Genomic DNA, 21,389 nt, shown 5'->3' with positions numbered 1-21,389 from the left:
TTCCAAAAGCAGCAGCAACCGCTTAAGGAACAGCCCTTGGCAAGCTTTATCGTATTCCTTTGCCTGACGATTCCGTCCGCGAATCCCGGGCATATTTCAGCTTGTGCCCTTTGCGGTACTCATGCGCGGCCAGCATCGCAAACGCGATCAGGCTGCATACGCCGCAAAATTGCAAAAAAGCGGAAAAGACGCTGCCCTTCACTTCCGCGAACAGGAGCGAAAACAAACCGGCATTCACAGCTACTCCCAGAAACGTCGCAAACATAAAGAGCCCGGAAGTCCGTCCCGCTTGCTCCGGGGCATGCGAAGTCAGCAAATAAGAATGTGCGACGACTCCAAACACTTGTCCGCACAGCAGCATCAGGGAACTGGCCGCAACGGAAAACAACGCGCCGGGAAACCATCCCATCGCCAGCAAAAATATGCCGACCAGCAGGCTGGACACAGCCATCAACGGAACGTCGGCTGCGCTTTTGCGCAATCCGGGAATCAGCAAAGTACCGAGAAATCCGCCTATTCCGTTGCCCAAATAAAAATAACTGAGCCCGATTTGATCGGTATGGTAAATGTCTCGAGCCGCAACTGCCGGAAACATGTTGATCACACCGGCTCCCAAATTAAGAAAAAATATGGATAGCAGGAGCACCCACTTTACCTTGGACGCATCCGGCGCAAATGCGGAAATTTGCCTGGCCTGCGGAGCCGCGGATAAGAATGCCGTTCGCCTCATAAAGACAAACAGGATCAAAACCGAAATGGCAAAGGTAGCCAAATCGATTATGATAATGCTCCTGAAGCTAAAAACAAGCAAAAGCAAGGAACCGCACATGGCTCCAAGTACATTGGTCGCCCAACTGATATTGGATAGCAACGACATAGCCGAGGCTACCTGTTCAGGTGCGACGTTTTTCCTGATGATGCTGGACTGGGCCGATGTAAAAAGCGGAGTCGCCAAGCTCAATCCGACGATGACAATCAACGCCAGAATAACATTCGATAGACGGCTCATGTCCGACCAAATCATAATCGGAATCAATAGAAACAAACATAACAGGTCCAGCAGAATCAGGATAAAGAGGCTGTTATATTTATCCGCTAAAGGCGCCAGCCATTTCCCGCCCGCCAATATGGGCAAGTATACGCATAAGATCGTCCATCCGAGCAGTGTCCCCGCCCCGCCTTGTTTATCGAATATGTCATATACCGCCCCTGCCCGGAACATCCAATTGCCTAGCTGGCTGACGGCATAAGCGATGAACAGCGGCCATAGCGATCGGAGCCGAAGATGGGAATCCGGCGCAGCAGGCTGTGAGCTTTCCATGTGTATCCTCCTCAGGAAGCAACTTCATCTTCCAATTCTGTCAGCAATGTGTCCAGCTGCTCCGATGCTCCGAAGCTTTGTTTGGCCGCTTGCAATTGGCGCAGCGCCTCATCTGTCCGCCCTAACCGGCGATACAGCAGGCCGAGATTGATGTAATATTCCGGATCAGGCTGAAGATCGATCGCTTGGCGCAAATCGTTCAGGCACTCCTCGTACAGGCCGTTTTGAAAATAAAAGACAGCCCGATTATTGTAAGCTTCGCTCAGCTTCGGATTGCAGGAGATGGCCATGTCAAGATCCTGTCGGGCATTATCCAACTGATCCAATTCCTGATATACCAGAGAACGGTTGTTATACGCTTGAGCCTCTTTAGGCTGATAATAGACGGCCATGTTCAGCATCTCCAGCGCTTCTTCGTACCGGGCCGCGTTGTAGTAGATCACGCCGAGCCCTACATATGCGGGAACAGCGTCCGATTTGAGTTCCAGAGCGCGAAGGTAATCCGCTTCCGCCAGCTCGCTTTCTCCCAATTTGTCATACAAATCGGCCCGGTTGATATGCGCCTCGTAATAGGGAGGGCATAAAGCTATCGCCTGGTTGTAGTAGGAGAGCGCTTCTTCGTCGCGATCGTATTTTTTCAGCAGGTTAGCCATATCGTTATAATATTCGCCGTAATTTGGATCGAGCGCGATCGCTTGCTTGTAAGTCTCGTAAGCTTTCGGGAAATCGCCGATGATCTCGTATACCTGTCCCGTATTGTAAACGAGGATCGACTGATGCAGCGCGTAACGTTCATTGCCGTAAATTTGCTCCATTCTTTCGAGACCTCGCGTGCATAGCTCAATCGCTTCTTCCAGACGGCCCTGCCGGGCACGGATGTAGGCGAGCGCATTTTCCGCAAAAACCTTTATGTAATCGTACTTGGGATGATTGTGAAACAGACTGTCGATTTTCTCTAAATTAAGCAGCGCGTAATGTTCAGCTCTGGGCAAATCGACGGGAATTTGATAGCGTCCGTAGGTCATGCTCTGAGAATACAAAATCATAGGGACGGAGTGGCTTTCCGGAAATTGCTGGTAGAAAAATTCCAAGTATGGAATCGAGAGCCGCGCCAAGCCGAGCGAATACAAAATGAACGACATGCGGATAAACACCGCGTTGTGCGGTTGTTCGCCGTCCGGTAGAATTCGCAAGTGAGAAGAAGTGTAATAGGGCGAAAACATTTCGAACCAGGTATCGTACAGGCCGATTTCCTGCAATTTGATCGAGACCGGGGCGAGCGCCTCCAATTGTTCGGTCTGCGTCTCCAGCGCCAGGCAATGAACCGGATGTAAAAGCGATTCGCCGCCGCCCGCAGCGTTCAGCTTCATGATTTGTTCTCTGTGGTATTTGGCGCGGATTTGCGGATGGAACGTCTCGTAGTTCCGAACCGCCGCGGGGTCGTCCGAGACGCAGTGGTCTTCGATATAGGTCTGCAATAAAGCGAAACGAAACTTCTCCCCCTTCAGATTCAAATAAAAATCCAGGTAGGTGTCGAATGAGAGATACGGATTTGCCTCCAGGCCGACCGCGGCTCCGTCCAGCAAGGAATGCAGCTTGGAAGGATTACCGCCCGACAACGCGTAGAGTTGATCGGCTTGTCTGGGAGACACCTTGATTGTCTGAGGGACGGATGAAAGAAACGCCTCGAATTCCCCGCGGCTCATCCGATTTATCTCTGTCATGGCGCAGGCTTCCTCAATATCCTGATCCAAAGGGCGGTCGCACAGCAGGATAACCCGCAGGGAAGCGGCGAGCTTGCGGCGGCGCATCAGAATGCGCAAAAAAGATTTTACGGTCTGTGAAACGTCATGACCCTGATCGACAATAAGCATAAACCGGCGGTTCAGAGTCTGACAGTAATCGAGTAGAAATTCATACACACCGTGAAGCAGCTTCTCTTGATATTCATGATGATAAAAGCGGGTGCGCTCCTCTTGGGGAGCCAGGTTCGTCAAATCCTTCGGATACTTGAAATAGTCGGAAGGCAGAAAAGGAAACAACCGCTTCAAAGATTGCTCATGACGATGAATGAGTTCCGGTTTCGTTTCCGACGCGTCACGCAATACCGTCCGGAGAAGCGGATATAATGCGGCAAAATATCCGTGCGTTAATCGACCTCCGTTCGATAAAAGGACGGACTCATCCGCTAGTTTCTTATTTGCCCAAGCCTGTACCGTATCTCTTTTGCCGATGCCGGATTCTCCATAAACGGAAATAAAGAGACGGTTTCCTTCAAGCAGCCGGCTCCAGGCCTGGTCCAATTGCGGAAATATTTCAAGCCTGACTCTCATAGCTGTATGGATCATTATAACATACCTCCCTGAAAATGGATTAGCGTCAATGAAAAGAAGAGACCTAAAGTCAAGCTTTAGGTCTCTCTTTTCACTGCAATTAGTTCGCGATGTAAGGCGTTGTTGTCCGAATTGTGCTGGATTTCTTGGAAGTTTTTTTAATCATTTTCCACACCTCGCTTCCAAGTAAATGTATGGACACGTTAAATCAATAGTATAAAAATTACATAATATACTACAATGCCCATCTGAAACAAGCATATCACGCTTGGGGCTTTTTTACAATATACCTGACGCTATTTTGTTAAAATTTCTCACATTAAAATTAAGATTCATATGCAATTACTTTGCTCATATAATTTCATTGCATCATAAACAGGAATATTTTACAATATTAAGTGTATTTCGCGTTATATTTCATTACATTTATCAGAAATCATTAATGCCTATTACTATTGGGAGGTAGGTTATGAGCTTGGAGACCAGACTTCAAAAGCAGAATCTGACTGCTCTGCATCAGGCAATTTCCGAGAATTACCGAAATTTTATTGTGGGGCATATCAATGAAAGCTGTCTGCGGCTTGCCGTGTTCACAGGCGACTATCCTTGGCATTCTCATCCGGACTCGGACGAATTGTTTCTCGTCGTTGAAGGCGAACTTATTATCGAGATTTCGGGGCAGGACCCGATTATCCTGCAGCCGAATGATTTCGTTACGATTCCTGCCGGAACTATTCACCGCACCCGTTCGCTGGTGCGCACAGTCAACTTGTGTTTTGAACATACCGACTCCGGGACTTTATTTCATGAGGAGTTGAACGAATGAAAATCGGGGTTGCAGAGCTGCGGAGATTGGCGGAAATCACCGAATTCAAGGAAGCGATGCTTTCTCCGGACGGCAAACATGCCGCCTTGATCAGCAGCCGCGGGGATCTTGGAACTGATCAGTTTATTTCCGGGCTGCATGTATGCGCGTGCCGGAAAGATTCATTGAACCGTCTGTGGTCGATAGAATCGGCCGGCTTTCGATGCCCGCGCTTTTCCCCAGACGGAAGCTTCCTTGCTTTCCTCGGCGCATCGAATGAAGGCGACCACGATAGAATCTCCGTTATGACGCTGCGGGACGGTACTGTCCAAACCTTGACCCATAAGCTGAACGGCGCGGCTTGGTTAGTTTGGGACAAGGACGGAAAAGGATTTTACGTCGTATGCGACGAGCCCTGTCCCGAGTCCGAAGAGGAGTTCAGCGATTATTGGCATATCGCAAGCATCCCCCAACGATGGTCCTGGTGGCGCAAGCGGAGAGTTCTCCTGCACGTGCCCCTGCATTCGAACGAATCGGATGCCTGCCATTTGGAGAAGCTTGCCGGGCCCTGTTACGAGATCAGTCACCTCGCACTCTCTCCCCGAAGAGATACGCTTTATTTTGCAGAAGAAATTTGCGTGAACCGGGTCCATACTCAGCTTCAACTGCACCGATTGGACTTGGAATCAAAGGAACGACGAATCTGTATTCCGCTGCCTCACAGCTTCATGGGCACTCCCGTCCCTTCGCCTTCCGGGCGGTATCTTGCTTATGTCGGCGCCCGGACGAAAGAACTTGAGACTTCTCCGTTTGCTCTTCAGGATTACGTTCATGAGAACTCCGATCCGACGGGTTTCGGGGTAAACGCCTACGATACCCGAATCCATATACTCGATCAGCACGATCTTCTCCTTTATCAGCTTGGGGCAGAGGCCCCGCTATGCGCCGGCATCCCCGTAGGGATGGGCGTGGTTACACAAGAGATCCATTGGACGGGCGAAGAGGAAATCTGCTATATTGCCACCTGCGGCAATAAAACGGCGCTGGCCCGGCAGCATATTCGCGATGAGACAACGCTGTTGTGGGACGTCCTCGGCAGAGGCTCTTCCCGCTGCCACAGCTTCTCCTCGAACGGCACATGCCTGTGCATCCACTCGGAGGACGGAGTCCCCTTCGTTCCCGCCATGTTTTCCGCGGACAGCCCCAGGATGCGTATTTTCATGGAAATGCTGCCCTTCATGTTTCCATCTGAGTTGACATGGTGTCCCCCTGTTGAGATAGAGGGCATTCCGGCGAGCGGGGCATGGCTGTACACGCCGCGTCAGGGGAACGGCGCGCCGCCCGCTTCCGTGCCGCTAATCGTTTACGTGTACGGCGGCGCCGCCCCCCTTTGCATGGCCTATGAAGACACGCATCAACTGCTTGCGAATCAGGGCTATGCCGTGCTGGCCATCAACTCGTCCGGGAGCGCAGGATTCGGCCGAACCCGGGCGGACCGGCACCTGAATGACTGGGGGACGATCACCGTCCCGGAGACGCTGGAGAGCATCGGCATTGTGCTCCAGCGGCATCCGCAATTAGACCCTGCTAGTGTCGCTCTCTATGGGGGCAGCTACGGCGGCTTTTTAACGATGCGGTGCATTGCGCATTCCAAGCTCTTCAAAGCTGCATGCTCGATTTCAGGGATCGGCAGCTTGGCTAGTTATTGGGGCTCCAGCCATTACGGATACCAATATGGGCTCAGCGCTTTGCCCCGGTCATTTCCGTGGACAAATCCGGCGCTTTACGTCGAATCCTCCCCGCTTTTTCAAGCGGATCGGATCGCCGCGCCGCTGCTGCTCGTTCACGGGGAGTTTGACGCTGTTGTTCCCTTAACGGAGTCGGAGCAAATGTTTACCGCCTTGAAGGCGCTCGGCAAAGAGGCTTCCTTGATTATTTTTCACGAGGAGGATCACGGCATCCGGGGCCGGCCCCGGGCTAAATGGATGCTTCGACGCCTGCTTCTCGCCTGGTTTGACAAGCATTTGAAGAACGATGAAAAAGCCTGGATCTCATACACCTCGGGGGATGTGGACCAGGCAATCCGGATTTGACGATGATGAGACCCCTGACTTTCCGTATACAGCAAAAATCAGGAGATATCTGGCATGCCGACCCGTTTAAAATGATTTCAAAAAGTTAACGGCCTTAGCGATGTCCGCTTCGGGATCTGCGCCGACTTCCCGCTCGATCGTCAGGTAGCCCTTATACCCGATCTCCCGCAGGGCGTTCAAATAGCCGGTCCAATCCACGGCTCCTTCGCCGAGCGGCACTTCTCGAAACGCTTCTCCCGATTCGGCCATGTCGGCGATTGCCTGGTGATCAAGCGGCTCATAACCGAGCGCGCCGTAAATTTCGCGGGGATCGACTTCGCGCAGGCGAATGCCGTCCTTGGCATGCGTATGAACGATGTAATCCTTGAGCGTATAGACGCCTTGCACAGGATCGTCGCCGGTCACCATGACCATATTGGCCGGATCGAAATTGACCGAGACGCCCTTCGAGCCAAGCCCGTCGAGAAACTGCTTCAGGCATGCAGCCGGTTCAGGTCCCGTTTCGATCGCGAAGTAAGCGTTCATCCCGGTCGCGTACCGGCTCAATTCCTCGCAAGCGCGGTGCATCGCCTCGTAGACCCGGTCGTTCGGGTCGTCCGGCACAATGCCGATATGCGTCGTCACCACGTTCGTCCCCAGATCTGCCGCCAGATCGAGAATTCGCTTCGACTTCTCGATTTTGTGCGGGTTGGCGGCTTCATCCTGAAAGCCATGCCCTCCAAGGTCGCCGACCAAGGCGGAAATCTCCAGCCCGAGCGATGCGATATACGATCTCCATTCTTTACGCGCCGCGGCGGAAAGGTTCGCCGGATCCATTTCGCCGTGCACAGCGTATATTTGAACGCCGTCCGCCCCGATTTTTTGCGCCTTGATCAATCCTTCCTTTACTCCAACGCGAAAGCTGTCCACAATGACGCCGATTTTGTTGCGATTCGCTGCCGCCATTTCTCATTTCCCCTTCCTTTAATCCATATCGGATCGGATTATTCGGCCTCTTCCCAGAAGCGTTTGGCATTGTCCAAAGAAAGCTTCGTTCCCCGCACGCAAGGCTCCATCCCTTCGAATTCAACGGATAAGTACCCGTCATAGCCGGAACGGCGCACGATTTGCAGCGCCCCCCTGACATCGAGGTCTCCGTGCCCGGCAATCGCGCCCCGCAAATAATTTCCGCCTGCCGATCTGAACCACCCTTCCCCAGGATCATGGGTCGCCGGTCTGCGGTAAAAGTCTTTGACATGAACCATGGATGCATAAGGTGCATTATTGCGAACTCCCGTCAGCGGATCTTCATCCACGCAAACGAAATTGCCGATGTCGAGCGTCGTCCGGAAATTGCTGCGGTTCACCTCATGCAGCAGCGCCTGCACCCTGTCGCTGGCCTGAACGTAGTAGCCGTGGTTTTCCACGCTTGTGATAATGCCGAGCGGTTCCGCATAATCGGCAATTCGCCGGCACGCTTCGGCGAGCCGCGGCAAGTCCGCGGCGAATCTGCGAATCGAGGTGTCGGGCGAAGCCGCAACGTCGTGCCTCATCCGCTTTGCGCCAAGGGCGGCCGCAATGTCGACTTCCCGCATCACGCGTTCGATTTCCCGCTCGTAGGCCGCCTCGTCCAAGCCTGCGAAGTTGGCGCCGACGGCGTAATTGGAAATGTCGAGGCCGGCCTCTGACGCTTTTTTGCGAATGGCTTCGATGAGGTCCGGGTTGTCCGTTAAGCTGAAACCAAGCGGCACGATCTCAACGTGCTCCCCGCCCATCGCCGCAATATGATCGATCGCTTCGACGACGGTCATCTCCCCTGTCTGCATAGCCTGCCAAAAGCTGTAGGTGCTGACGCCGATTTTCATAAGCGGATTTCCTCGCCTTTCTCCGCGGACTCGTAGATGCCGCACAAAATTTTCATCATTTCCACCCCGTCTTCCACCGGGCTAAGCGGCAGTGTTCCTGTCAGAACGCATGTAAGGAAATGATCGATTTCATTCCGAAAAGCCGATTCAATATCGAGTCCGGCGTGATCCGTTTGCGGATGGACGTTCAGCATCGTATCGTATTTTTCGGTTACGATGACGACCTCCGGATCGATTTCGAAGCCGCCCTTATCTCCATACAGCTTCACTGTATTCTCATTCTGCTTGGCATGCAGGGTGAAGCTCACATCGACGACCAGCGATGCGCCGTTCTCAAAGCGGATCAGCGCGCTTGCCAGATCTTCGACCGTATTTCTCGACGCATCGTAGTCCGCCGCTTTGTAAAAAGACATATTGCGGACGTTCGCCCGGTTGCCAAGCTTCCGGTACGTATTGGCGCTGACCGTCTTTACCTTCGGCCTGCCCATCAAATACCAGCACAAATCGATGATGTGCACGCCGATATCGATCAGCGGCCCCCCGCCGGAACGTTCGACGTCGGCGAACCATCCGCCGGGATTGCCGAGCCTGCGAATCGTGGACGCTTTCGCAAAGTACAAATCCCCGAATTCGCCGTTATCGACGAATCGGCGCAGCATTTGGACGTTCGGATCGAACCTGCGAACGTAGCCGATTTGCAGCAGCTTCCCGGACGACTTGACCGCTTGCTCGATTCGCAGCGCCTCCTCTACTGTGCGGCAAAGCGGCTTTTCCACGAGAACGTGCTTGCCGGCTTCCAGCGCGGCGATGCAAATTTCCGCATGGGTATTGTTCCACGTACAAATACTGACGGCATCGATGTCCGGATCGGCGAGCAGATCGCGGTAGTCCGTGTACGTTTTCCCCGCGCCGTATGCCGCCGCTACTGCACGGGCTCTTGCTTCTTTCAAATCGCAGATAGCCGCAATGACTGCGACGGGATGGCTTGCGTACGCTTTCAAATGAAGCTCCGAAATGGATCCCGTGCCAATAATGCCGATGTTAATCTGATTCATACACGCCACTCTCCTCTAGTTCGCCAAGCATTTGCTCTATAAATCGTATTATAATGGGATAGACGTATATGACCATGAATAAGCATGCTCTTTATTTGCACGATTGTGCTATCTAAGGACTGGTGGGCTTATCGCCGTGAACAGCAACGAGTTGCATTACGGGATCAAGCACAGCCGATAATTTGTATTATTTTGCGATGATTGCCGACGAAAACAAAAAAGCCTGTTCCTTTAGACATGAGCGAGCTCACTCCAAATGAACAGACTTTCATTAGTGCATCAATGCGCGGACAAACGCTCCCCTTCAGGTTCTCCCTCCGACTGAGCCGCGCGCTTCAGCAAGAACGCGCCGAGCCAGGCAATGGCAACCAGCGCAAAAGCAACCAGGAAGGCGCTTTTCATTCCCGCTATCAAGGATAAAATCTTGAGCTCCGCCGTTTCACCGCCGCCTGCTTGGGCCAAATATTTGCCGGAACTGTTCGTCATCACCGTCACCAGCAATGCCGTGCCGACTGCGCCCGATACTTGCTGCAGCGTACTGATAATAGCTGTCCCGTGTGCATACAGCCTGGCCGGAAGCTCGTTCAGCGCATTGGTCATAACCGGCATCATGAGCATCGAAATCCCCAGCATCAAGAGTGTATTCAGAATCATGATCGTGATGTAGGAGGTCGACAAGGTGATGAAAGCGAACTGCAATAGCGTGTTGCCCACCAGCACCAATCCGATAATCGCCAGCCACTTGGCGCCGAATTTATCGAACAGCCGGCCGGTGATCGGGGACATGATGCCCATCAGGAAACCGCCCGGCAGCATGACCAGACCCGCCTGCAGCGGACTGTAGCCCAGCGCATTTTGCAGGAAGATCGGGAGCAGCATCATCGCGGAGAACATCGCCATCATGACGATCATCATGATCACCGTCGATATTCTGAATATCCGATACGTAAAGGTCCGCAAATCGAGCAGGGGCTGCTCCATTGTCAGCTGCCTCCAGGTGAACAGCGCCAGCGCAACGACGCCGATGCCCGCAGGGGCAACAACTTCAGGGCTAGACCACCCTCCCTGGCCCTCGCCCGCGCTGCTGAAGCCGTATACGATACCGCCGAAACCGATCGTAGAGAGCAGCAAGGACAGCAAGTCGATCTTCGGCTTCGTCGTTTCGGTTACATTTTTCAGCTTGATAAAGGCGAAAACAATGACTAATAACGCAACCGGCAGCACACTGTAAAAAAGAACCCGCCAGCTGAAATGTTCGACGATAATCCCCGACAAAGTAGGTCCGATCGCCGGAGCAAACGTGATGACGATGCCGATCGTGCCCATAGCGGAGCCCCGTTTTTCCATCGGCACGACGGAGAATACGACGTTGGTCAGCAGCGGAAAGAGCAGCCCCGTTCCCGACGCCTGCAGCATCCGGCCTATGAACAGCGTTGCGAACCCCGGAGCTAGTGCCGCTATGGCTGTGCCTGCGAAAAACAGACACATAGCCGTAAGGAACAATGCTCTTGTTGTAAAGCGTTGGATGAGAAAAGCCGTGACCGGAATCAGCACGCCGATCACCAGCAAATAGCCGGTGGTCAACCATTGAGCCGTACTCGGCAAAATCCCGATGTCCGCCATAATTTTCGACAAAGCTACATTCAGCAGCGTCTCATTCAGGATCGCAACGAACACGCCAAGAATCATCACCATGACGACCAGCAGATTGCCTTTGCTCCCGAACATCCCTTCACTGCCGGGATGCGCCGCTTGTTTGTTTACTGTATCCACTCTCTTTCTCCTCTCTCCTTTTCCGGTAAGCCGGTTCTGCATGCCAAACTATTGTAACATGCGGCCCAGACCGTCATTTCTTATCGATTGCTATGTTAGCAGGGCCTCTGCAGCTTGCATCAACAATAGCATAAAGGCATTGTACAGGAACGTAGACCCCTGCACAATGCCTTTTTTAAATATAACAATATTTTAACATACGGCTTGCTGCTTGTTGCTTGGTACGATGTCATTTACTCATTTATATATGTTCAACGGTAGATGTTTCAAGGATTGGCCCGGAGCGGAAGCAACCAGATTGTTTTCCAAGTCGAACTCAATCGGCTCAATGCGAGAAATTCGTTGCAGGAATGCTGTCAAGGCAACGTTCAATTCCAATCTTGCGAGAGGTGCGCCAAGACAAAAATGCGGGCCATTGCCAAAGGTTAAATGCTTTTTGTTATTATTTCGATGAATATCAAGTGCATACGGATTCTCGAACATACTTTCATCCATATTGGCCGCGCTCATCCACGCTATGACAACATCCCCCTTTTTCAGCTTGACACCCAACATATCGTTGTCCTGTTTGACGGTACGATGCCTTTTCGAGATATGAAACCTGTAGCGAAGCATTTCTTCGACAGCTTTCGGAACGAGTTCCAAGTCGTTTCTTAATTGTTCATATAAAGTCTCGTCATCGTACAGAAGGGAGTAAAAAGTACTTGAAAGCATATGACTAGTCGTTTCGACGCCCGCTCCTAATAAAAGCATTGTCGTTCGAACGACCTCATCGTCCGTAAATCTCTCGCCGTCGAGCTCGGCATTCAACAAGTCCGAGATGATATCATCAGCTAGATTTAATCGTTTGTGAACGACGATCGGATACAGGTATTGGTAATACTCTTTGGCAGCAACCTGCTTATTATACTCGATTTCCTGTTTGTTTTCTGCGGTGGGAGGTTGGAATAAAATATCGACCCAGCTTTTAAACCTATAACTATCTTCTAAAGGGATACCAAGCAAGTCAGCCATTGCCATGGAAGGCAAGGGTCCTGCCAGTGCGTGGACGATATCGACCGTGGCGCCTGCCTCCATGTCATCGACAAGTTTATTCGCAACCTGTTGGATCCGCGGTTCCCATATCTTCAAGCTGCGAGGGGTGAAAGCTCCCGACAGCAGGGAACGGTATTTTTGATGCCGCGGCGGATCCATGTTTGAAATACTTGTTTTCTCAGGTGCCGATCCTTCTTTATTATTCGCTCCGACAATGAACGTCGTTCTCGAGCCTTCGCTTGAAAATAGTTCATGGTTGCTCAATACCTGTTTGACGTCATCGTACCTGAATACATTCCAGGTATCTGTTTCTTGATGATAATGTACAGGGTTATCAAGCAGCATCTTCTTGTACCATTCAAGCGGGAAAAATTGTTCGGATCTCGTTTGAAAGTTGGTAATGTCTTGGAGTGAAATCAATTCTTTGTTCATAAGAAATGCACCTCCATTTAGAAATTTGAAATATCCGAAATTTGTACTTTTAGTATATTTTTATACCATTAGTATATATTTTAAGTTATCCGTATATCTTTTATCAATGATTCATTAGACCCAAACAATAAATCCTTTATATGTAAATATTTACGTCAAAAATAGACAAAAAAAATGGCCCGCCATCGTTGCCGACCGTCTCCATTTTTTTCTCTGCTGCTTGCCACCCGGGTCCGGGTTATTTAATCGCGTACGATAAATCATAACGGGCAAATAAATCCGACATCGCTTTCTTGGCTTCCGCCGCGTCCGGCCCCATGACGTACAGCTCGTAATTGTGATGATCCGCCAGTGTTACAAAAACACTGAGAATGCTTTTGGCGTCAACAATCACATTCCCGAACTTCAGTACGCATGAGGATTCGAATTGATTCGCCGTCTTCGAGATTTCCCAACCGATTTCCGTCGTATTATGCATGTTAAGCGGCCTCCTCGCCGACCTTCTTTCTTACCCCAAGCACTTTTTGCAAAACGATGAACAAGAACAGAAGCAGTCCGATCGCAATTTTCGTCCACCAGGAGCTTAAGGTGCCTTCAAACATGATCAGCGTCTGGATGATGCCTTGAATAAGAACACCGATCAGTGTTCCCGCCACAAAGCCGGTTCCGCCGGTCAGCAGCGTACCGCCGATCACAACAGCAGCTATCGTATCCAACTCTGCGCCCAGCGCATGCAAACCGTAACCGGACAGCATGTAGAAGGTGAAGACGACGCCGGCCAGGGAAGAGCAAAAACCGCTCAGGGTATATACGAACACTTTTGTCCGTTTTACAGGCAAACCCATCAGCATGGCGGAATGCTCGTTGCCGCCTAACGCATAAATGTTGCGGCCAAACCGAGTGTAATGAGCCAGCACGATCGCCCCCGCCACCACGCATAGGGCAATAATGACACTTATGGACACATACGAGCCGCCAAGTACATACACTTTGGTTTGCGAAACCGCTTTGTACCATTCGTTCTCAATCGTAATGCTCTCGATGCTGATGACGTAGCACAATCCTCTCGCCAGGAACATCCCCGCCAGAGTCACGATGAAAGGCTGCAGGTTAAAGTGATGTATCAGGCTGCCCATGCACCAGCCAAATACGCTGCCCATGACCAGTACTAACGGAATAACGACGCCCGGCGACCAGTGATGATTTTGTACCAGGCTTGCCGATATCATTGTAGTTAAAGCGATTACCGAGCCGACTGACAAATCAATGCCGCCCGAAATGATGACGAAGGTCATCCCGATGGCTGCAATGAGCAGAAATGAATTATCGATCAGCAGATTAAAAAATACTTGCAGAGAGAAAAATCCCCTGTACTCTATCGAGCCCGCCGCAAACATGACAATAAATAAAGCGACGGTCGCGAGCAGCGGAAGATATCTTTTATCTATGGTGCGCAGCCTCATGCGGCAACCTCCTGTTCCACTGTTTTTTGTTTGGATTTGCGTTTGGATGCGAGCGATTTGCGGAACGCTTCCGATTGGATCAGGCAGACGATCAGTACGACGACCGCTTTGACGACCAGCGTAATTTCCGGCGGTACGCCGATCGAGTAGATGGAAGTCGTCAGCGTCTGAATAATGAGCGCACCTATAATCGTGCCGGACAAATAAAATCTTCCGCCGTTCAGCGAATTGCCGCCGATAACGACCGCCAAAATGGCATCGAGCTCATACCATAGCCCGGCATTGTTTCCGTCTGCGCTGGATACGTTGGAACTCAAAATGATGCCGGCAAGGCCGCTCAAGAAAGCACACAGCACGTAGACGGTAAAAATGATGGAGCTCGACCGGATTCCTGCCAGGCGGCTCGCCGTCGGATTGGAACCGACCGATTCGATAAACAGCCCGATTGCAGTTTTTCTTGTTAAGACTGCAGCTATAATGAAGAAGAACGCGATAATAAATATCGAGAACGGGAGACCTAGCAAATATCCGCCTCCGATAAAGGAATAAGGTTTGGAGGAGACGGTGATGATTTGTCCGTTCGTGATCAATTGCGCTACGCCGCGTCCGGCGACCATCAGGATCAGCGTTGCAACGATCGGCTGAATGCCGAGGAAGCTGACAAGCAGCCCGTTCCATGCCCCTGCAGCCAAGGAAAGTAATAGCGCAATACCTACAGCCATAAACAACGTACTCATATCGCCGGCGCCTTGCTTGGAAATGAGCAGGCAGGCCATTGCGCCTGCGATGGAAACGACGGAGCCTACGGATAAGTCGATCCCTTTAGTGGCGATGACAAAAGTCATACCGATCGAGATGAGTACGAGGGGCGCCGCGCGATTCAAAATATCAATCAGGCTGCCGAACAAATGACCTTCCTTCATCGTAATGGAAAAAAAATCGTGATTATGAATGACGTTGGCGATCAATAAGAAAGCCAAAGTGACTAAAGGCCAGAACAAACGGCTGCTCATTTGGCTTCCCCTCCTGCGATTGCTTTCATAATATCTTGCTGGCTTATGCCAACGTTTGCGATTTCGGCAATTTTACGCCGGTCCCTCAGGACGGCAATTTTTTGGGAAGAACGAACGACTTCCTCCAGCTCGGAAGAAATAAACAGAATCGACATTCCCTCCTCGCACAGCAGCGCCATTTGCTTCTGGATTTCCGTCTTCGCTCCGACATCGATCCCCCGCGTCGGCTCATCCAGGATGAGCAGCTCCGGATTCGTCAGCAGCCACCGCCCAAGAATCACCTTTTGCTGATTGCCGCCGCTTAAGTTTTTAATTAATGCCTCGGGACCCGGCGTTTTAATATTGAGCAGCTCGATATATTGATCCGCAAGCTCGGTCTGCTTCTTCTTCGGTAAAAACCGGAAAATGCCGAGTGTCGCTTGCATGGCGAGAATCATATTTTCCCGCACTGTCAGATCCTCGATGATGGCCTCCGTTTTCCGGTTTTCAGGGCAGAAGGCGATCCTTGCGTCTATCGCTTGGCGCGGCGAATTCAACTGGACGGCTTTGCCGTTTATTTGAATTTCCCCTTGATCCGCACGGTCCGCTCCGAACAAAATGCGGGCGATTTCCGTTCGGCCGGAACCCAGCAAACCGGCCAGGCTCAATATTTCTCCCGGGTACAAATTCAAATCGAACGGCTCGATCGAGCCTTTGCGCGCAACCTGCTTGGCCTGCAGGAAAGGCTGCTTTGCGCTGTTCGTTTTATGTGAAGCCATTCTATTAGGCAACTGTTCCAATTCACTCATATCTTTGCCGATCATTTTGGATACGAGATCCATGCGCGACAGCTCTTCGGTCAAATATTCCCCTTCAAATTGGCCGTTTCGCAAAATCGTAATCCGATCCGACATTTCATAGACTTGATCCAGGAAATGCGTGACGAATAAAATCGCCAAGCCTTCCGATTTCAACTTGTGCATCACATGAAACAATTGTTTCACTTCATTCGTATCCAAGCTGGACGTCGGCTCATCCAAAATCAAGACCTTCGCCGAAACATTCAAAGCTCTGGCAATCGCCACCATTTGCTGAATCGCTACGGAATACGATCCAAGCAGCTTGGACGGATCGATGTCCATATGTAATCGTTTGAGCAGCTCCTTGGAACGGGAATTCATTTCTTTCCAATCGATAAAGCCTCTGCGCATCGGCTCGCGGCCGATAAAAATATTTTCGGAAACCGTTAAATTCGTACATAAATTGACTTCCTGATAAACGGTGCTGATGCCGAGCTCCTGCGCTTGCAGCGGGCTTTCCGCGCGAATCTGCCGGTCGTCAAGCCAAATTTGGCCTTCGTCAATGGCATGCACGCCGGTTAACACTTTAATGAGGGTCGATTTACCTGCACCATTTTGGCCCATCAACGCGTGAATTTCCCCCGGAAACAGGCGAAAGTTCACATCGGTCAAAGCCTTGACTCCGGGAAACTGCTTATGAATATGCTCCATGCGCAAGCGAGGTTTTTTATCTGTCACCTTCTTGGCCTCCTATCCTGAATAACGATCCGGAACCGGAAAATCTCTCGCCAAGCTGCACTTTGATGCGGCGTAGTGAGCTGTTTGGCAGCTTGCGAGAGTCATCCCGGTCCAATCCATGTTACAGTCAGATCAAATTAGTACTGGCGGTTCGGCAATTCTTTTTCCGCCGTTTCTTGCGGGAATACGCCTTCTTTGGTCAAAATGCGTTTAGGCACTTCTTTGCCCGCTACGACATCTTTTACGATTTGCATCACTTGCGGCCCCATCAGAGGGTTGCATTCGACAATCACGTTGATTTTGCCGTCTTTCATTGCTTGGAAAGCGTCCTTGGTTCCGTCCAGAGAGATGATGAGAATATCTTTGCCCGGCTTAATGCCTGCTTCTTCAAGGGCTTGGATAGCGCCCAGCGCCATATCGTCGTTGTGCGCGTACAGCACGTCCATTTTGGTGTTCTCCGCCTTCGCGGATTTGATGAACGCCTCCATGACTTCCTTCCCTTTAGCGCGCGTAAAGTCGCCGGTTTGGGATTTTACGATTTTCAGGTTAGGGTTATCTTTAATGACTTCTTCAAAGCCTTTTTTACGGTCGATAGCCGGTGCGGAGCCAGTCGTTCCTTGCAGCTCGACAATGTTGATCGGACCCTTCTGATCCTTCACTTTGCCAAGCAGCCATTTGCCCGCGTTGCGGCCTTCTTCTACGAAATCGGAGCCAAGGAACGTTTTATAGAGTGAGGTGTCTTTGGAATCTACCGCACGGTCAGTCAGCACGACCGGAATGTTCGCATCCTTCGCTTCTTTCAAAACCGTATCCCAACCGGATTCAACAACCGGGGAAAAAGCGATAACGTCCACCTTTTGCGCAATATAGCTGCGGATCGCCTTAATTTGGTTTTCCTGCTTTTGCTGGGCGTCGGAAAACTTCAGATCAATTCCCGCTTCCTTCGCCGAATCCTGAATCGACTTGGTGTTCGCTGTCCGCCAGCCGCTTTCCGCACCAACTTGCGCGAAGCCGAGCGTAATTTTTTTGTCGGCCGGCTTAGTCGCCTCGGCTCCTTTGGCTGCCGTGTCCTTGGTCCCGCTTGCCGGTGCGCTTCCGCAAGCCGCAGTAAGAAGCATCGTTGCTGCCATCAAAACGGCAGCGCCTGATTTCCACATCTTTTTCATTCGTTAAACCCTCCTTATGGTTCACCATCGTTTGGCGTAGCTTCATTTTAAAACGCTTTCAACTGCGAATGAATAGAATCCATTCTGAATAAATTAGACTCTTATTCGGTTATTTGCGGCGGCGGGAACCAAAATATTGTTTTTTTACGAATCAATTTGAATTTTTTCACGTGTCTAGCTGGAGAGACCCGGAATACCCCTCCATATAGCGGGTTGCAAATAAAAAAAGACGCCTACGTGCAGTCCGGCGACGTCATCCCGCTGGAGATCGAAAACAACGATCTGATCCTCTGTTTCGGCTGGATCCGCCCCAAAAACAAACATTTATCCCGAGCCGCCCAAGAGTTCGTCAAAGTACTGAAAGGCATAATTGAAGAACAAGGATTTTAGCTGGCAGCCTAACACGCTGAGCGCGAGCGCAGGGCGGCCCGACGCGGACGGCTAAGTCCGCTATTGCGTGGGGGGGCGGCCGACCAGGACGGCTAAGTCCGCTATTGCGTGGGGGGGCGGCCGACCAGGACGGCTAAGTCCGCTATTGCGTGGGGACGCGCGGGTAACTATTCTTTTACCTCCCAGAAACCGGGGCTGCCGTTTGTGAAGCGGCTCGCTAGCCGTAAAGCCTGCAAAAGTGCAGGCTTTTTCGGCAAAAGCGGCTCGTTTGGAGGAAAAGCCTGCGATAGTGCAGGAATTCCCGCTCCAGATAGAACTGAGCCCCGAATTCGGCGAAAAAAACTGCATATTTGCAGGAATTTATCGCTGCAAGCGCATCTTGGGGCAAAAGGATGCACTTTTGCAGTTTTTTTTCGCAAGGCCGGCGTTGTCCTGGCCCCAACAGCTTTTCGACGGCCGGTCACTCGGCACGGCGCGAATAAATAAGGGGTAACCCAACCCCTCGGTCACCCCAAAACTTATAAATGGTTAAATAAGCCTCATTTTATGAGGCTTCAGGTCTGTTGAGAGATGCATCTTAGAGCACGCATCCCCGCCCCGCGCCTCTTCTGCACGGGATGCGTATCTGATGCAGGGGGGCACAAGGCAGACTGACAGGGAAAAAACCTGCGAAAGTGCAGGTTTTTCATCGGAAATCGGCTTATTTTGGCGAAAAACCTGCAAAAGTGCAGGAATTTTCGCTGAAAGTGAGTATGAGCCTATGGGTTCGGCGAAAAGCCTGCACTATTGCAGGAATTGTTCGTGGACGGCGATCAAGGACGCAAATTCATGTATTTTTGCAGGTTATCTTCGTGCAGGAGAGCAAATTATGGTTCCCCCTCTAACGTGTGGTTTTTTCCACAGCCTGCACAATTGCAGAAATATTTTGCGGCCAGGGTAGCGTCAGCGGGCAAAAAGCTGCACTTTATACGAAAATAGAACGCAGCAGACCTGAATATCTTCATTCTATGGAGTGACGTCACGACATCATGGGAGTTTTTCCAGGCATTTTTTGCAATGTGCATGGCAGATTGTAACGATCGGCTCTGGTTTATCTCAATATTTGCGGTTTTCGATCTCGCGGGCGGCGGTCCCTTGGGTGAATACGCCTTCCTTTACCACGATCCGCTTCGGCAAATTTCTTCCCGCCACAAGCTCGCGGACAGCTTGCATTAGAAGCGGCCCGAACAGCGGGTTGCACTCCACCGTGCAGTTAAGCTTGCCGTCCAGCAGCGCTTGAAACGCTTCTCTCCCCCCGTCCACCGAGACAATAACGATGTCATTCCCGGGCCTCAAGCCGACGGCCTCCATCGCTTCCATCGCACCGAACGCCATGTCGTCGTTATGGGCGAACAACACCTGAATATCATGACCATGCTGCTGCAAAAAACGCGTCATGACCTCCTTGCCCTCTTCTCTCGTAAAATTGCCCGTTTCGCTGGCGATGATTTTCATATTCGGATTTTCCTTTATGACTTCCTCAAAGCCCCGCTTCCGGTCCAAAGCCGGCGCCGAATTTTCCGTGCCGCGAATTTCCGCAATATGAATCGGTCCGTTAACGTCCCTCATTTTGTCAAGTACGTATTTGCCGGCTTTACGGCCTTCTTCCACGAAATTAGAGCCAATGAGCGTGACATACAGTGAGTGGTCCTGTACATCCACCGAGCGGTCCGTTACGATAACAGGAATGCCGGCCTCCTTCGCTTCCTTCAGCACGCTGTCCCAACCGGTCTCCACGACGGGTGAAAAAGCAATCACATCCACCCCTGCCGCAATATACGAACGAATCGCTTCGATTTGTTTGTTCTGCTGCTGTTCAGCATTCGAAAATCTCAAATCGATGCCTGCCTGTTTGGCGGCGTCTTGAATCGATTTGGTATTGGCGTTTCGAAAACGGCTTTCCGAACCAACCTGCGAAAACCCCAATACGACCGGCCTCTCCTCTGCCTCGGGAGCTGTTGTCGTTCTGGAATCCGTTTGGAGCATGATGGGAGTCTTCGCAGGGCTCTCCTGCGGTCCGGGCACAGATGAACAAGCACAGAGAAACACGAACAAAAGGATGACCGCCTTCCCCCAACGCTTATGCACAAATTCACCCTCCTTCCTGAAATGAAGACTCACGAATTTTACTTGATGCTCTTGAGCGACTGGTGCGTAACAAAAGTCGGCTCTAACTGATTCAGTTCCCGCACCGCTTTTCCGTCGCAAGCGTCGTTCAGCAGATTGACAATCATATCTCCCCAAGCCTCTTCCTGCTGCGACATCAAAGCGGTAATCTGCTTGTTCGCAACTCCGTCCAGCAGCTCCGGCGAACCGCTGGTCGTAACCGATAATTGGCTTAAGCCCTTGGCTTTCCAGACGAGGATAGCCGCGGAACCCGCCAACGAATCCAGCCCGACATAAGCCTCAAAATGCGGATGCGCGTCTATCATCTTTTCCAAATTGACGATCGCTTTATCCAGACTGTCTCCGTTCGTTCTCAGCTCAAGGAGCTGTATATCCGGCAGTCTGGCCAAATAATCTTTGAAGCCTGCAACCCGCTGCTGAATGCTGGAAAACGAGGCAGTGCCCGTCTCGGCAATGATCATGCCCTTTCCGCCCAAGGCGCGATCGATATACGCAGCAAGCATACGGCCGGCCTCGTAATTGTTGACTCCTATGAAGGCGGCGCGTTTGCTTTGCGGAGCGTCATTATCGAAGCAAATGACTGGAATGCCGGCGTCAACGGCTTTATTAATGTAGGGCTCCAGCGCGGCGGCGTTCACCGGACTGATTGCTATGCCGTCGACATGCTGCTTGATCAAATTTTCCATCATCCGGATCTGCTGCTCGAGATTGGCTTCATCCGGCGCCTTGACAATAAGCTCAGTACCGAGATTGCGGGAGACTGCCTCCGCCCTGCTCGTCACCACCTTATGAAAAACATCGGCTGTCGAATAAACGATGGCGAACGTCCGTCCCGGCTTCTGCACTTCAACGGCGGATTCCTTATGCTCCGGACCGGCGGGCGCTGCCGGCTCAAGCCCGCAGCCCGCCGTCAGGCTCACGAGGATGCAGCATAGAAACAGGAATGCCATATTCCTATAGCGAGCCCGCATGGCCGTTTCCTC

17 protein-coding genes are annotated in these 21,389 nt (G+C 51.5%); 3 read left to right on the top strand and 14 right to left on the bottom strand.

Going from position 1 to position 21,389, the window contains the following annotated elements; translation table 11 throughout:
- Positions 1–46: 46 nt before the first annotated feature.
- Both AC6RNO_RS05705 and AC6RNO_RS05700 read right to left on the bottom strand, forming a co-directional pair.
- Positions 47–1,321 carry an MFS transporter gene (locus tag AC6RNO_RS05705; protein ID WP_497104902.1) on the bottom strand — a complete coding sequence of 425 codons (1,275 nt, stop codon included), beginning with the start codon at positions 1,319–1,321 and terminating at the stop codon, positions 47–49.
- A gap of 11 nt (positions 1,322–1,332) precedes the next feature.
- A complete protein-coding gene (locus tag AC6RNO_RS05700; protein WP_497104901.1) occupies positions 1,333–3,669 on the bottom strand; it encodes a tetratricopeptide repeat protein in 2,337 nt (778 codons plus the stop codon).
- Between the two features lie 454 nt (positions 3,670–4,123).
- Here AC6RNO_RS05700 and AC6RNO_RS05695 point away from each other — a divergent pair, with 454 nt between their 5' ends.
- Together AC6RNO_RS05695 and AC6RNO_RS05690 are read left to right on the top strand one after the other, a co-directional pair.
- Positions 4,124–4,480 carry a cupin domain-containing protein gene (locus AC6RNO_RS05695; RefSeq protein ID WP_474679201.1) on the top strand — a complete coding sequence of 119 codons (357 nt, stop codon included), beginning with the start codon at positions 4,124–4,126 and terminating at the stop codon, positions 4,478–4,480.
- On the top strand, positions 4,477–6,552 hold the full coding sequence (locus AC6RNO_RS05690) for a prolyl oligopeptidase family serine peptidase (protein WP_497104900.1): 2,076 nt from the start codon (positions 4,477–4,479) through the stop codon (positions 6,550–6,552). Before AC6RNO_RS05695 ends, AC6RNO_RS05690 begins: the two co-directional genes overlap by 4 nt.
- Positions 6,553–6,618: 66 nt before the next feature.
- On the opposite strand, the gene AC6RNO_RS05685 is transcribed toward AC6RNO_RS05690, so the two are convergent.
- From AC6RNO_RS05685 to AC6RNO_RS05640, 10 genes are all read right to left on the bottom strand, one after another.
- Complete coding sequence (locus AC6RNO_RS05685) at positions 6,619–7,497, bottom strand: TIM barrel protein (RefSeq protein WP_497104899.1); 879 nt, start codon at positions 7,495–7,497, stop codon at positions 6,619–6,621.
- A 38-nt stretch (positions 7,498–7,535) separates the two neighbouring features.
- On the bottom strand, positions 7,536–8,396 hold the full coding sequence (locus AC6RNO_RS05680; protein ID WP_497104898.1) for a TIM barrel protein: 861 nt from the start codon (positions 8,394–8,396) through the stop codon (positions 7,536–7,538).
- The gene (locus AC6RNO_RS05675) at positions 8,393–9,451 is read right to left on the bottom strand and encodes a Gfo/Idh/MocA family oxidoreductase (protein ID WP_497104897.1); all 1,059 of its coding nucleotides are present in this window, start codon (positions 9,449–9,451) and stop codon (positions 8,393–8,395) included. The genes AC6RNO_RS05680 and AC6RNO_RS05675 overlap by 4 nt, the downstream gene beginning before the upstream one ends.
- A 279-nt stretch (positions 9,452–9,730) precedes the next feature.
- A complete protein-coding gene (locus AC6RNO_RS05670; RefSeq protein WP_497105015.1) occupies positions 9,731–11,179 on the bottom strand; it encodes a DHA2 family efflux MFS transporter permease subunit in 1,449 nt (482 codons plus the stop codon).
- 282 nt (positions 11,180–11,461) lie between these two features.
- Positions 11,462–12,691, bottom strand: a complete 1,230-nt coding sequence (locus AC6RNO_RS05665; protein ID WP_497104896.1) for a cytochrome P450 — start codon at positions 12,689–12,691, stop codon at positions 11,462–11,464.
- A gap of 238 nt (positions 12,692–12,929) precedes the next feature.
- Entirely contained in the window at positions 12,930–13,169 is a 240-nt protein-coding gene (locus AC6RNO_RS05660; protein ID WP_474679207.1) for an HPr family phosphocarrier protein, read from the bottom strand.
- A 1-nt stretch (position 13,170) separates the two neighbouring features.
- Entirely contained in the window at positions 13,171–14,154 is a 984-nt protein-coding gene (gene yjfF / locus AC6RNO_RS05655; protein ID WP_474679208.1) for a galactofuranose ABC transporter, permease protein YjfF, read from the bottom strand.
- A complete protein-coding gene (locus tag AC6RNO_RS05650; RefSeq protein WP_497104895.1) occupies positions 14,151–15,167 on the bottom strand; it encodes an ABC transporter permease subunit in 1,017 nt (338 codons plus the stop codon). Before AC6RNO_RS05650 ends, yjfF begins: the two co-directional genes overlap by 4 nt.
- Entirely contained in the window at positions 15,164–16,684 is a 1,521-nt protein-coding gene (locus tag AC6RNO_RS05645) for an ATP-binding cassette domain-containing protein (RefSeq protein ID WP_497104894.1), read from the bottom strand. The genes AC6RNO_RS05650 and AC6RNO_RS05645 overlap by 4 nt, the downstream gene beginning before the upstream one ends.
- A gap of 137 nt (positions 16,685–16,821) precedes the next feature.
- Positions 16,822–17,850, bottom strand: a complete 1,029-nt coding sequence (locus AC6RNO_RS05640; protein WP_474679211.1) for an ABC transporter substrate-binding protein — start codon at positions 17,848–17,850, stop codon at positions 16,822–16,824.
- A gap of 213 nt (positions 17,851–18,063) precedes the next feature.
- Here AC6RNO_RS05640 and AC6RNO_RS05635 point away from each other — a divergent pair, with 213 nt between their 5' ends.
- Positions 18,064–18,240 (top strand): hypothetical protein, encoded by a 177-nt coding sequence (locus tag AC6RNO_RS05635; RefSeq protein ID WP_497104893.1) that lies wholly within the window; start codon positions 18,064–18,066, stop codon positions 18,238–18,240.
- 1,095 nt (positions 18,241–19,335) lie between these two features.
- On the opposite strand, the gene AC6RNO_RS05630 is transcribed toward AC6RNO_RS05635, so the two are convergent.
- Complete coding sequence (locus tag AC6RNO_RS05630; RefSeq protein ID WP_497104892.1) at positions 19,336–20,367, bottom strand: substrate-binding domain-containing protein; 1,032 nt, start codon at positions 20,365–20,367, stop codon at positions 19,336–19,338.
- 38 nt (positions 20,368–20,405) lie between these two features.
- Complete coding sequence (locus tag AC6RNO_RS05625; protein ID WP_497104891.1) at positions 20,406–21,377, bottom strand: substrate-binding domain-containing protein; 972 nt, start codon at positions 21,375–21,377, stop codon at positions 20,406–20,408.
- Between the last annotated feature and the right edge of the window lie 12 nt (positions 21,378–21,389).

It is taken from the genome of Paenibacillus sp. sgz302190, assembly GCF_059820445.1.
The sequence above is the reverse complement of the archived record's forward strand: the minus strand, read 5'-3'. Positions and strand labels throughout refer to the sequence as shown.

Bases quoted from the DNA above. Each gene is read 5' to 3' on its own strand.
- AC6RNO_RS05690 (WP_497104900.1), top strand. From the start codon at position 4,477: ATGAAAATCGGGGTTGCAGAGCTGCGGAGATTGGCGGAAATCACCGAA.
- AC6RNO_RS05640 (WP_474679211.1), bottom strand. From the start codon at position 17,850: ATGAAAAAGATGTGGAAATCAGGCGCTGCCGTTTTGATGGCAGCAACG.
- AC6RNO_RS05705 (WP_497104902.1), bottom strand. From the start codon at position 1,321: ATGGAAAGCTCACAGCCTGCTGCGCCGGATTCCCATCTTCGGCTCCGA.
- yjfF (WP_474679208.1), bottom strand. From the start codon at position 14,154: ATGAGGCTGCGCACCATAGATAAAAGATATCTTCCGCTGCTCGCGACC.
- AC6RNO_RS05695 (WP_474679201.1), top strand. From the start codon at position 4,124: ATGAGCTTGGAGACCAGACTTCAAAAGCAGAATCTGACTGCTCTGCAT.
- AC6RNO_RS05665 (WP_497104896.1), bottom strand. From the start codon at position 12,691: ATGAACAAAGAATTGATTTCACTCCAAGACATTACCAACTTTCAAACG.
- AC6RNO_RS05650 (WP_497104895.1), bottom strand. From the start codon at position 15,167: ATGAGCAGCCGTTTGTTCTGGCCTTTAGTCACTTTGGCTTTCTTATTG.
- AC6RNO_RS05685 (WP_497104899.1), bottom strand. From the start codon at position 7,497: ATGGCGGCAGCGAATCGCAACAAAATCGGCGTCATTGTGGACAGCTTT.
- AC6RNO_RS05700 (WP_497104901.1), bottom strand. From the start codon at position 3,669: ATGATCCATACAGCTATGAGAGTCAGGCTTGAAATATTTCCGCAATTG.
- AC6RNO_RS05660 (WP_474679207.1), bottom strand. From the start codon at position 13,169: ATGCATAATACGACGGAAATCGGTTGGGAAATCTCGAAGACGGCGAAT.
- AC6RNO_RS05675 (WP_497104897.1), bottom strand. From the start codon at position 9,451: ATGAATCAGATTAACATCGGCATTATTGGCACGGGATCCATTTCGGAG.
- AC6RNO_RS05680 (WP_497104898.1), bottom strand. From the start codon at position 8,396: ATGAAAATCGGCGTCAGCACCTACAGCTTTTGGCAGGCTATGCAGACA.
- AC6RNO_RS05670 (WP_497105015.1), bottom strand. From the start codon at position 11,179: ATGTTCGGGAGCAAAGGCAATCTGCTGGTCGTCATGGTGATGATTCTT.
- AC6RNO_RS05625 (WP_497104891.1), bottom strand. From the start codon at position 21,377: ATGCGGGCTCGCTATAGGAATATGGCATTCCTGTTTCTATGCTGCATC.